The sequence below is a fragment of the Pseudolysinimonas yzui genome (genome assembly GCF_014653215.1).
GTDB lineage: Bacteria > Actinomycetota > Actinomycetes > Actinomycetales > Microbacteriaceae > Pseudolysinimonas_A > Pseudolysinimonas_A yzui.
This window is the reverse complement of record NZ_BNAI01000001.1, coordinates 729,384-740,467: the sequence shown is the minus strand read 5'-3', so window position 1 is coordinate 740,467 and position 11,084 is coordinate 729,384. Positions and strand designations below refer to the sequence as shown.

The window sequence follows — 11,084 nt, the reverse complement described above, 5'->3', positions numbered from 1 at the left end:
CCAATACCTATCACGATAGTGATGCGCTTCGACCCGCGACTTAGAGTGTTCGGCATGATCGTCGACGCTCTCATTCTCGCAGGGGGGCGATCATCGCGGCTGCATCATTCCGACAAACAGAAACTGCAGATCGGCGGAACGACGCTGCTCCAGGGGTCGGTCGATGCCGTCTTCGCCTCCGGGGCGCGTCGGGTGATCGTCGTCGGTGACGAAGGCACGGATGACGCACCCGCGGTGCGCGAGGAACCGGCGTTCGCGGGTCCCGTAGCGGCCATCGCCGCTGGACTCCGCGCCCTGCCGGGTGACGCCGATGCGGTGCTCGTGATCGCCTGCGACATGCCCGGGGTGGCGTCCGCTCTACCGACACTTCTCGGGGCGTTCACGGGCGACGGTGTGATCGCGGTGGATCGGGGTCGCCGTCAGCAGCTGACGATCGCCGTGAGCCCGGACGCCCTCAAGGCGGCGATCGCACGCCTGCCGACCATCATCGACGCCTCGATGCGCGCGCTACTCGGTAGCCTCGATCTCGTCGAGGTCGTCGTGCCGGAAGGCTCGACCGACGACATCGACACCTGGGACGACGCCGCGCGATTCGGCGCCGCACCCGCAGCGACAGGAGTCCCCCATGACCACCCATGAACCTGAACGTCCCGACGAGACCGACGGCATCCTCACCGACTGGGCCGACGAGGTGCGCGCCGCACTCGGCATCGAGACCGATGTCGATATCCGCTCGGTCCTCGGCCTCGCCGGAGTCGTCGCGCACTCGGTCATCCGCCCGGCCGCCCCGCTGACGACCTACCTCGTCGGGTTCGCCGCGGGACGCGCCGCCGCACTCGGCGAGGATCCGGACGCGGCCGCTGCGGAGGCCATGCGCATCTCGAAGGATCTGGCGGCCCGCCGCTCGTGAGCCACCCCGATCGCCTCGCCTGGCCGGAGGCGCGCCGCCGCGCGGCCGCCGCCGCTTCGCCTCTCGGCAGCGAGGAGGTCGCGCTCGACCAGGCTCTGGGCCGCGTGTTGCGCCGCGACGTGGCTGCCGGGATCGACATCCCGCACTACGCCTCCGCGGCCATGGACGGCTGGGCGGTGGCCGGTCCCGGCGACTGGCAGCTGCGCGACGGCGGCCCCCTGCGTCACGGTGAGGCGACCCCGATCGTTACGGGGGGGCTGCTTCCGGCGGGAGCGGATGCCGTGGTGCGCAGCGAGAACGGGCACGTCGACGGCGACCGGCTCGTGCTCGACCGACCCGAGTCCCGCGACCACATCCGTCCCCCCGCAGAGGAAGCCCGATCCGGCGAGGTGCTGGTCAGCGCCGGAACCCGCCTCTCCCCCGCGCACCTCGCCCTCGCGGCGGCCGCCACCGCCGACCGGCTCGAGGTGGCGCGGCAACCCACCGTGACGACGGTGTTCACGGGCGACGAGGTCGTGCTCGCGGGAATCCCCGCCGCGGGGCAGGTGCGCGACAGTTTCGGCGCGACGATTCCCACCATCCTGCGGATGCTCGGCGCGTCACCCGCCCGCAGCCTGCGGATCGGCGACGACCGTGAGGCGACCGTCCAGGCGCTGCGCGACGCGGGCACCGACCTCGTCGTCACGACCGGCGGCACCGGCGGTTCGCACGCCGACCACGTCCGGCGCGCGCTCGACGACCTCGGCGCCGACTACCTCGTACCCGGGCTCGCCTCCCGACCGGGCGGCCCGACGCTGCTCGCCCGCATCCCGAACGGCCCACTCGTACTCGGGCTCGCCGGCAACCCGCTCGCCGCGATGCTCGGGCTGTTGTCGCTCGGCGATGTGCTGATCGCCGGATTCACCGGTCGCGCGGTCGCACCCCTCGTGAAGGTGCCGGTCCCCGCGTCGGTGAAGCGGCATCCCGAAGCCACCCGCCTCGTGCCCGTCCGTGCGGGGCTCGATGAAGTCGAGTGGACCGGTGCCGCGATGATGCGCGGCCTCGCCGCCGCGACCGGGGTACTCGTGGTTCCCCCGGTCGGCGACGCCGAAGTGCTGCCGCTGCCCTGGGCTTAGGCCCTCGGGTCAGGCGACGCCGAGCAGGTCGATCACGAAGACCAGGGTGCGACCCGAGAGACGGTGTCCGCCGCCGGCCGGACCGTACGCCCACGCGGGCGGGCAGACGAGCTGGCGACGACCGCCGACCTTCATGCCGGGGATGCCTTCCTGCCAGCCGCGCACGAGCCCGTTGAGCGGGAACTCGATCGACTCGCCGCGGTTCCACGAGGAGTCGAACTCTTCGCCGGTCTCGAAGTCGACGCCCACGTAGTGCACGGTGACCCGGGCACCGGGAGTCGCCTCCGCGCCGTCACCCACCTCGATGTCGGTGCTCACGAGTTCGGTCGGGGCGGGGCCTTCGATGAAGTCGATCTCCGGCTTGGTCTTGTCTGCCACTAGCGGTCCTCAGTTCTCTGTAAGTGCTGGCAAGTCCACGCTAGCCGCGATCGGAGGGAGCGTGCTGCGGCTCCGCATCAGACTCGCGAACGTCCCGCCACGTCTCGGTCAAGAACTCCGCGATCGCAACTGCGGTGTTGAACATCAAGCGTGCGTGTCGGGGCTCAGCTGGGCTCACATCCACTTGACCGTGGCCTGCTCCGAGCGCGTTGCGAGTCTGCGTCATCCCTTGAATCACCTCCGCTAGCCCATTGAGGATTCGATCCTCTCGCACACCCCTTGTTAGCCCGAGCGCGTCGGACACCATGCGATAGAGTGCCTCGAAATGCTCCCTCGAGTGCGCAACTCCTCGTTCGGTGAGTATCTGCTTGAAGAGGCTTTCCAACAAGTTCTTTGCTTCGGACAGCGCTGCTGAAGGGTCGCCTTCCATGTCACGAGCGATCCGGCGGAGTTGTTGCTGTATCGCCCGATTGTCGCCGAGGTCGGCATCTTCCACGAGCGAGACGGTGCTGGGCGCGTGAAAGCCCGGCGCGACCGACTTTCCTGCTTTTCCACTCGCGTGTCTCAAGTCTTCAGCGGTGAACCTGTCTCCGAAGGTCTGCGAAAGAAGCCGAGAGACGTATGCGGCCGAGTTGTGGCCGTCGATTCGGCCAGGGAACAGATAGCCCTTGTGCGTCAGGATCTCGTCGGCCAGCGTGGGCGGGACCTCCAGCCACGGTGCCTTGCGGGTGCCCTGTGCCTTGATTACATAGTCACCGTCATCGTTAACGCGAAGGTCGCGAACGTGAGCCCGAGCGATTTCGCCAGCCTTCATCCCGACGTCGGTCGCAAGTCGGATCATCAGTCGCTCGCGGGGTTCAGCGCTGTCGAGCACTGCCCGGATCGTCTTGCGTGACGGTGGATCCGGGACGCTGACGGGGACTGGGATCCTAGGAATGGAAGCGGTCGGGTCTTCATCCGTCACACCGAAGGTCACAGCCCACTTGAAGAAGTCGCGGAGACTCCCCACCACCACTAGCCGGGTATTCGGTCCCCAGTCCTTCGCACCCAAGTATCCGAGGACGTGTTGGGCGCGGATCTTGTTGGGGCCATGGACAGTTGCGCGAGAGAACCTGCCGACGTGGAACAGTCGAAGCTCAACCGTGCGTGCCTTCTTACCGGAAGCGATCAGCCAGTCTTGGTAGCGCGCCATCGTCGAGGCCCAACTGCTTGGATCCATGTCTTCCATTGACGCCTCCGCCGGAAGCCTAGTGACGGGCGCGCCCAGCGCGTCTCTCTACTTCGCTTCCCAGGACAACTTGCGCTGGACGCCGCGGCCGTGGTTGCCGAGAACCGGCCCGAGCGTCAGTGCGCGTGGCGCTCTGCCGAAGCGCGGAGTTCAGTGATCGCCGCCTCGACATCGGCTGCGCCGTACACAGCGGATCCCGCGACGAACGTGTCGGCACCCGCCTCTGCAGCCTGTCCGATCGTGTCCAGCGCGATCCCCCCGTCGACCTGCAGCCACACGTCGACACCCGCCGCGTCGATCGCGGCACGCGCCGCGGCGACCTTCGGCATCATGTCGGCCATGAAGCTCTGACCGCCGAAGCCCGGCTCGACGGTCATCACCAGGATCTGATCGAACTCGGGCAGCAGCTCCAGGTAGGGGTCGAGCGAGGTGCCCGGTTTGACCGCGATCCCCGCACGCGCGCCGATCCACCGCAGCCGACGCGCGAGGGCGACGGGCTCGTCGGTCGCCTCGGCGTGGAACGTCACCGAGAAGGCGCCGAGCTCGGCGTACCCGGGCGCCCAGCGGTCGACATCCGAGATCATCAGGTGCACGTCGAGCGGAATCGGGGCGACCGTCTGCAGCCGGCCCACCATCTGCGGGCCGAAGGTGAGGTTCGGCACGAAGTGGTTGTCCATGACGTCGACGTGAACGGCATCCGCGGTCGCGATGCGCGCCACTTCGGCTTCGAGATTCACGAAATCCGCCGACAGGATGCTGGGCTCGATCCGTACGGTCACGCGTCCACCTTAGAGAGCAACTGGATGAACATCGCGTCGGTGCCGTGGCGGTGCGGCCACAGCTGCACGGCCGGTCCGACGCCGGGCCCGAGGTCGCTCGTCGCGATGCGGGCGACGACCTCGCGGGTGTCGACGGCGGTGAGCTCCGGATGCCGGTCGAGCACGCCGGCGACAGCGGCGCGGGTCTCGTCGGGATGCGGCGAGCAGGTCACATAGGCGAGCAGGCCGCCCGGCGCGAGCGCGGCGACTGCGGCATCCAGAAGTCGGGCCTGGAGGGCGACGAGACCGGGGATGTCGGACGGCTGTTTGCGCCAGCGGGCTTCGGGGCGGCGACGCAGGGCGCCGAGTCCAGTACAGGGGGCGTCGAGCAGGATGCGGTCGAATCCGCCCGCCTCGCTCGTCGCGAAGCGTGTGGCGTCGCCTTCGACGACGCGGGGGGCCGGATCGAAGACCGCGAGGGCGCGACGCACCAGCCCCGCCCGCGCGGGCACCAGCTCGTTGGCGATCAGTTCCGCACCGCCGATGCGGGCTTCGGCGGCGAGCAGCGCGGCCTTGCCTCCGGGACCGGCGCACATGTCGAGCCAGCGCTCCCCCGGCACGATCTCGCGGGCCCGGCTGAGGGCGATCGCCGCGAGCTGGGATCCTTCGTCTTGCACCCGGGCGAGACCCGCCGCGACGGCGGGCACGGCGGCCGGATCCCCACCCAGCGCCCGAACCGCCGTCGGGGCGATGACCCCCGGCTCGCCGACGGCAGCAACCTCGACCAGACCGGGAAGCGCCACGAGCGCGACCGCCGGCGCGACATTGTCGGCGGCGAGCAGCTCTTCCAGTTCGGAACCGCGCCCGTCGGCCTCGAGCCCTCGACGCAGCGCATCGACGACCCACTCCGGATGCGAGTACTCGGCCGCGAGCCGCGCATCGCCGGTGAGACCCTCGGTGAGGCGGGCATCCCATTCCTCTGGCGTCGACCGCGACACGGTGCGCAGTACCCCGTTGACGAACCCGGTCGCCCTCCGGGGGGCGAGAGCGACGGTGTCGCCGACCGCGGCATGCGGCGGGATGCGCGTCGCGAGCAACTGGTGCACGCCGAGGCGCAGCACATCCAGCACGACCGGGTCGATCGCATCCGTCTCGCGGTTCGCGGCGAGCCGGATGATGCGGTCGTACCGCCCCTGCATCCGCAGGGTGCCGTAGGTGAGTTCGGTGGCGAGGGCGGCGTCTCCGGGGCTCAGCTTCGCCTGGGCGATGCGGCCGGGCAGCAGCAGGTTGGCGTAGGCGTCGTCGTCGCGCACCGCCGCGAGCACCTCCGCGGCGACCTTGCGGGCGGGGGCGGCGCGCCCCGTGGTGCCGGCTCCGTGCTTGACGTTCACCGGGTGCGTCCCCGCCACCAGTCGGCGGCGGCCATCGGGCGCTTTCCTGCGGGCTGCACGGTCACGAGGTGCAGCGGGTCGGTCCCGGTGCCGACGAGCAGCCGGCCGGCGCGCAGATCGAACTCCCCGGGTGCGAGCGGGGCGTCGTCGTGCGCTATCGCGGCGTCGAGCACCTTGAGCCGCTCGGTGTCGCCGTCGAGCAGTGCGAACGCCCCCGGCTCGGGCGTGGTGCCGCGGATGCGGGCATCCAGTTCTGCTGCTGGACGCGACCAATCGAGGCGGCCGTCATCCAGTTCGAGCTTCGGGGCGAGGGTCACCTCGCCCCTCTGCGGAACCGCGCGTGCCGTTCCGGCGTCGAGGTCGTCGACGACCGAGACCAGCAAGTCGGCCCCGCGTGCGGCGAGCACGTCGAGCAGATGCCCCGCGGTCTGGTTGCGTCCGATCGCGTAGTCGAGCGTCGCGAACACCGGGCCGGCGTCGAGTTCGGCGACCAGCTGGAAGACCGCCGCACCCGTCACCGGGTCACCGGCGATGAGCGCCCGCTGCACCGGCGCGGCGCCGCGCCAGCGCGGAAGCAGCGAGAAGTGCAGGTTGATCCAGCCCAGCCGGGGTGTCGACAGCAACGGCTCGCGGATGAGCCCGCCGTACGCGACGATCACCCCGAGATCGGGCCTCAGTGCCGCGATGCGGGCTTCCAGGGGCGCGATCCGGTTCGCCTTGAGCACCGGGATGCCGAGCTGCGTCGCAACGTCGGCGACCGGGGTCGGAGTCAGCACGCGCTTCCTGCCGAGGGGTGAATCCTCGCGGGTGACGACAGCCACGATCTCGTGATCGGTCGCCGCGAGGGCCCGGAGACTGGGGACCGCGGCGGCGGGGCTTCCCGCGAAGACGATCCTGAGAGCCATCCTTCGATTCTGCCGTGCCGCACGCCTCGGCCCGGACGCCCTACTCCTCGAACGGCTCGGGATCGTCGAATCGCGCGCGCAGCGGCAGCGGCTGACGACCGCGCGGCGGCGTGCCGGGAATCGGCTTACGGCGCCGCGTTGCCTGCCGGATGACCTCGGCGTGCACCGATTCCGCGATCTCGGCGCCGTCGCGGTAGTCGAAGCGCAGAATCGCGCGGGCGCGACCCGCGGTGAGCGTCGTGCCGAGCACTTCTGCGGATGCCGGGAGCTGGGCGAGCGCCTCCTCGACGGCGTCGGGGGCACCCTGCACGGTCGCCATCCGCACCGCCGGTGGGAACCGCAGTTCCCGTCGACCCGCGTACTCGGAGCGGGCGAAGTCGGGCTGGTTCCACCCGGCGAGGGCGTGCCCGAGCGCTCCCCCGACGCCGACGAGCACGATCCCGGCGTCGTCGGCGGCGAGAGCCGCGGCGTCCGACCACCAGCGCAGGCAGTCTTCGGCGACGCGCAGGCTTTCCCGTGCCAGCATCCGCTCCCCGTCGAGCAGCAGCACGGCGCGGTAGCCGTGCGGGGCGAACGGCTCGGCCCCGCGGGTCGCGATGACGAGGGCCGGCCGGTCGTCGACGTCGAGCAGCGGCCTCTCGCCGTCGGAGACGATCACCCGGGTGCCCGGGAACGCGCGCCCGAGTTCGTCGGCGGTGCGCGCGCTGCCGGCGCCGGACGTGCGGAGCTTGCGCGACCGGCAGTTCGGGCAGGCCCAGGTTCGATCGGGGGTGCCGCACCAGGTGCAGGTGGGCGGGGCGCCCGCCGCACGTTGCCGCAGCGGGCCGGTACACCGTTTGCATCGGGCCGCCTCGCCGCAGTCGGCGCAGCGCAGCCCCGGCGCGTAGCCCGGGCGGGAGACTTGGACGAGCACCGGGCCCTTCTCGAGACCCGCGCGCGCCTCCCGCCAGGCGACCGACGGGATGCGGGCCTGCGCCATGAGCGCCTCCTCGCCCGGGCCGTCGGCGGTGGGGATCACCCGCATCCGGATGCGCTTCGCGGGGCCGAGTTCGCGCAGCCAGCCGATCTCGACGAGCCGTTGCGTCTCGGTGCTGCGGGTGTGGCCGGCGAGCACCAGCGCGCCACCCTGCTGTTCGTGCCGCACGAGCGCCGCGTCACGGGCGTGCACGTAGGGTGCGAGCGGTTCCCCGAGCAGCGGGTCGCCGTCGTTCCAGACCGCGAGCAGGCCGAGGTCTTCGGCCGGCGCATAGACCGCGGAGCGATTACCGACGATGACGGCGGCCCGGTCACCGGCGACGAGCAGCGCCCGGTAGCGGTCGGCGTTGGGTTGCCGGGAATCCCAGCGCAGCAGCGACTCCGCGGGCACGAGGGCAGCGAGTGCGCGCTCCAGCTGATCCTGATCGCGATGGTCGGGCGCGACGAGGATGGCGGTGCGCCCCGACGCGAGGGTGTGGGCCGCCGCCTGGGCCAGCGTGAGCGCCCAGCGGGACACTCCGACGCCCTGCACCTCGGTCACCCCGGGTTGCACCCGCAGGGCGACCCGCTCCCCCGCGTCGATCGCTTCGGCGAGCCCGGGGTGTCCGTCGAGGCTCGGCGCGACGACGACGGGCGGATCCACGGGCCCGCGGGCGAGCCACGCCTTCTCAACGCGCACCTGCCGCGGCGGCACCGCGAGCCGCAGCACGTCGTTCGCCGAACCGGCGGCGCGGTCGGCGACGGCGCGGGCGAGCCGCCACACCTCGGGACGCAGCACCGGGATGGACGACACGACCGCCGCGACCTCGCTCAGCGGGCCGGGGAAGTCGGCATCCGCCGCCACTTCGATGACGAAGGCCGTCGCCATCCGTTTCGCGCTGCGCAGTGGCACGCTGACCCGCACCCCCGGCTCGACTCCCTCAAGGGAATCCGGGATGCGGTAGTCGAGCAGCCGATCGAGTTGCGGCAGGGCTGCATCGACGAGAACCCTCGCGACGCCCGCCATCGGTGGCTACAGTCCGGCGGCGGCGCGGAGGTCGTCGACGCGGTCGGTGGCCTCCCAGGTGAACTCCGGCAGTTCGCGGCCGAAGTGCCCGTACGAGGCGGTGGCGGCGTAGATCGGCCGCAATAGCTTCAGATCGCGGATGATCGCCGCCGGACGCAGATCGAACACCTCGCGGATCGCGCCGATGATCGCCTCATCGCTCACGTGCCCGCTGCCGAAGGTCTCGACGTAGAGCCCGACGGGCGAGGCGGTGCCGATCGCGTAGGCGACCTGCACCTCGAGGCGGTCGGCCAGCCCCGCCGCGACGGCGTTCTTGGCGACCCAGCGCAGGGCGTAGGCAGCCGACCGGTCGACCTTCGACGGATCCTTACCCGAGAAGGCCCCGCCACCGTGACGGGCGGCGCCGCCATAGGTGTCGACGATGATCTTGCGGCCGGTGAGCCCGGCGTCGCCGTGCGGGCCGCCGATCTCGAACCGGCCGGTCGGGTTGATGAGCACGCGCGCGTCGGCCGACGGCAGGTCGACGAGGTCGAGCACGGGACGGATGACCAGGCGCTCCACCTCGGCCCGCAGGGTCGCCGTGTCGACATCGGGCGAGTGCTGGGTCGAGACGACGACGGTCTCGACGCTCGCCGGGGTGGTGCCGTCGTAGCCGATCGTCACCTGCGTCTTGCCGTCGGGGCGCAGGAAGTCGACGATCCCCTCGTGCCGCACCAGGGCGAGCCGCTCCGACATCCGGTGCGCGAGCCAGATCGGCAGCGGCATGAGAACCGGGGTCTCGTTGGTGGCGTAGCCGAACATGATGCCCTGATCGCCGGCACCCTGGCGGTCGAGGTCGTCGACGCTCGTGCCCTCGCGCGCCTCGAACGCGTGGTCGACGCCCTGGGCGATGTCGGGCGACTGACCGCCGATCGAGATCTCGACGCCGCACGACCGGCCGTCGAACCAGACGTCGGAGCCGGTGTAGCCGATGTCGGTGATCGTCTTGCGCACGATGCCCGGGATGTCGACGTAGCTCGTCGTCGTCACCTCACCGGCGACGTGCACGAGACCGGTCGTGACGAGCGTCTCGACGGCGACACGCGCCGCCGGGTCGACCGCCAGCATCGCGTCGAGGATCGAGTCGCTGACCTGGTCGCAGATCTTGTCGGGGTGCCCCTCGGTGACCGACTCAGAGGTGAACAGGCGAAGGCTCAGCGGGAACTCCGAAGGGCTAGGGGACGATGAGGTCCAGGATGCGGTCGGCGATCTCGGACTTGGAGCCCGACGCCTCGGTCACTCTATCGCCGCCACCCGTCACGACGACGACGTCGTTACGCTCTGTGCCGAAACCCTCGGTCCAGCCGACCCTGTTGATAACCAGGAGGTCGACGCCCTTGCGGGCCGCTTTCGCCCGGCCCAGCTCCAGCAGGGCATCCGGGTCGGCCTCGGTCTCGGCCGCGAAGCCGATGATCGTCTGCCCGTCGCGGCGCGCCGAGGTGAGCTCTTTGAGGATGTCGGGGTTGCGCACGAGCCGCAGGTCGAGCACGTCGCCCTGCGTCTCCTTCTTGATCTTGCCCTCAGCCACGGTCTCGGGGCGGTAGTCGGCGACGGCCGCCGCCATCACCACGACATCCGCGGACTGCGCCTCCTGGAGTGCGGCCTCGCGCAGCTCGGCGGTCGTCGAGACGTGCCGCACCGTCAGCCCCGCCGGGTGGGCATCCAGAACGCCGTCGTCGATGTTGGCGACGAGCAGCACGACCTCGGCCCCGCGGTCGGCAGCGGCGCGGGCGATCGCGACGCCCTGGCGCCCGCTCGACCGGTTGCCGATGAAGCGCACCGGATCGAGCGGTTCGCGGGTGCCCCCCGCGGTGACGAGGATGCGGCGGCCGGTCAGATCACGCGGGCCGACCACCGCGAGGGCGGCGGCGACGATCTCGTCGGGCTCCACCATGCGGCCGGGGCCGCTGTCGGTGCCCGTGAGCTGGCCTGACGCGGGGCCGACGACGTGGATGCCGCGTTCCCGCAGGGTCGCGATGTTCGCCACGGTCGCTGAGTTGTTCCACATCTCGGTGTGCATCGCCGGAGCCACGACGAGCGGCGCCGTGCTGGCGAGGATCGTGTTGCCGAGCAGGTCGTCGGCGAAGCCCGCCGCGATCTTCGCGATCGTGTTGGCGGTCGCCGGAGCGACGATGATCAGGTCGGCCGCCTGGCCGATGGCGACGTGACGCACCTCGGCGACGCCTTCGTAGAGGTCGCTGTGCACGAGGTTGCGGCTGATCGCCTCGAGGGTCGGGCGCCCGACGAACCGCAGCGCGTTCTCGGTCGCCACGACGTGCACGTCGTGGCCGGCGAGCACGAGGGCACGCACGACGCCGACGGCCTTGTAGGCCGCGATGCCGCCGGTGATGCCGACGACGACGTTCATCCGCTGTGCGC

The 11,084-nt window shown here is 71.2% G+C and carries 11 protein-coding genes; 3 read left to right on the top strand and 8 right to left on the bottom strand.

Annotation, left to right across the window (positions count from 1 at the left end):
• Positions 1-54: 54 nt before the first annotated feature.
• The 3 genes from mobA to IE173_RS03715 are packed head-to-tail and all read left to right on the top strand — an operon-like array spanning position 55 to position 2,025.
• Entirely contained in the window at positions 55-639 is a 585-nt protein-coding gene (gene mobA, locus IE173_RS03725; RefSeq protein ID WP_191281987.1) for a molybdenum cofactor guanylyltransferase, read from the top strand.
• A complete protein-coding gene (locus IE173_RS03720) occupies positions 626-910 on the top strand; it encodes a DUF6457 domain-containing protein (protein ID WP_229841861.1) in 285 nt (94 codons plus the stop codon). Before mobA ends, IE173_RS03720 begins: the two co-directional genes overlap by 14 nt.
• A complete protein-coding gene (locus tag IE173_RS03715; RefSeq protein WP_191281986.1) occupies positions 907-2,025 on the top strand; it encodes a molybdopterin molybdotransferase MoeA in 1,119 nt (372 codons plus the stop codon). The genes IE173_RS03720 and IE173_RS03715 overlap by 4 nt, the downstream gene beginning before the upstream one ends.
• A gap of 9 nt (positions 2,026-2,034) precedes the next feature.
• Here the strand turns inward: IE173_RS03715 and IE173_RS03710 are convergent, their stop codons facing one another.
• The 8 genes from IE173_RS03710 to coaBC form a co-directional block, all read right to left on the bottom strand.
• Positions 2,035-2,403, bottom strand: a complete 369-nt coding sequence (locus IE173_RS03710) for an FKBP-type peptidyl-prolyl cis-trans isomerase (protein WP_191281985.1) — start codon at positions 2,401-2,403, stop codon at positions 2,035-2,037.
• 40 nt (positions 2,404-2,443) lie between these two features.
• Positions 2,444-3,631, bottom strand: a complete 1,188-nt coding sequence (locus IE173_RS03705) for an abortive infection family protein (RefSeq protein WP_191281984.1) — start codon at positions 3,629-3,631, stop codon at positions 2,444-2,446.
• A gap of 116 nt (positions 3,632-3,747) precedes the next feature.
• Positions 3,748-4,410 carry a ribulose-phosphate 3-epimerase gene (gene rpe / locus IE173_RS03700; RefSeq protein ID WP_191281983.1) on the bottom strand — a complete coding sequence of 221 codons (663 nt, stop codon included), beginning with the start codon at positions 4,408-4,410 and terminating at the stop codon, positions 3,748-3,750.
• Complete coding sequence (locus IE173_RS03695) at positions 4,407-5,780, bottom strand: RsmB/NOP family class I SAM-dependent RNA methyltransferase (RefSeq protein WP_229841860.1); 1,374 nt, start codon at positions 5,778-5,780, stop codon at positions 4,407-4,409. The genes rpe and IE173_RS03695 overlap by 4 nt, the downstream gene beginning before the upstream one ends.
• Positions 5,777-6,685 carry a methionyl-tRNA formyltransferase gene (gene fmt, locus IE173_RS03690; RefSeq protein WP_191281982.1) on the bottom strand — a complete coding sequence of 303 codons (909 nt, stop codon included), beginning with the start codon at positions 6,683-6,685 and terminating at the stop codon, positions 5,777-5,779. Before fmt ends, IE173_RS03695 begins: the two co-directional genes overlap by 4 nt.
• Positions 6,686-6,725: 40 nt before the next feature.
• Complete coding sequence (locus tag IE173_RS03685; RefSeq protein WP_191281981.1) at positions 6,726-8,666, bottom strand: primosomal protein N' family DNA-binding protein; 1,941 nt, start codon at positions 8,664-8,666, stop codon at positions 6,726-6,728.
• Between the two features lie 6 nt (positions 8,667-8,672).
• A complete protein-coding gene (gene metK, locus IE173_RS03680; RefSeq protein WP_191282474.1) occupies positions 8,673-9,863 on the bottom strand; it encodes a methionine adenosyltransferase in 1,191 nt (396 codons plus the stop codon).
• Positions 9,864-9,879: 16 nt separating this feature from the next.
• Positions 9,880-11,073 (bottom strand): bifunctional phosphopantothenoylcysteine decarboxylase/phosphopantothenate--cysteine ligase CoaBC, encoded by a 1,194-nt coding sequence (coaBC, locus tag IE173_RS03675; RefSeq protein WP_191281980.1) that lies wholly within the window; start codon positions 11,071-11,073, stop codon positions 9,880-9,882.
• Between the last annotated feature and the right edge of the window lie 11 nt (positions 11,074-11,084).

Coding starts and splice junctions, on each gene's coding strand:
- mobA (WP_191281987.1), top strand. CDS start 55: ATGATCGTCGACGCTCTCATTCTCGCAGGGGGGCGATCATCGCGGCTG.
- IE173_RS03720 (WP_229841861.1), top strand. CDS start 626: ATGACCACCCATGAACCTGAACGTCCCGACGAGACCGACGGCATCCTC.
- IE173_RS03705 (WP_191281984.1), bottom strand. CDS start 3,631: ATGGAAGACATGGATCCAAGCAGTTGGGCCTCGACGATGGCGCGCTAC.
- fmt (WP_191281982.1), bottom strand. CDS start 6,685: ATGGCTCTCAGGATCGTCTTCGCGGGAAGCCCCGCCGCCGCGGTCCCC.
- IE173_RS03685 (WP_191281981.1), bottom strand. CDS start 8,666: ATGGCGGGCGTCGCGAGGGTTCTCGTCGATGCAGCCCTGCCGCAACTC.
- coaBC (WP_191281980.1), bottom strand. CDS start 11,073: ATGAACGTCGTCGTCGGCATCACCGGCGGCATCGCGGCCTACAAGGCC.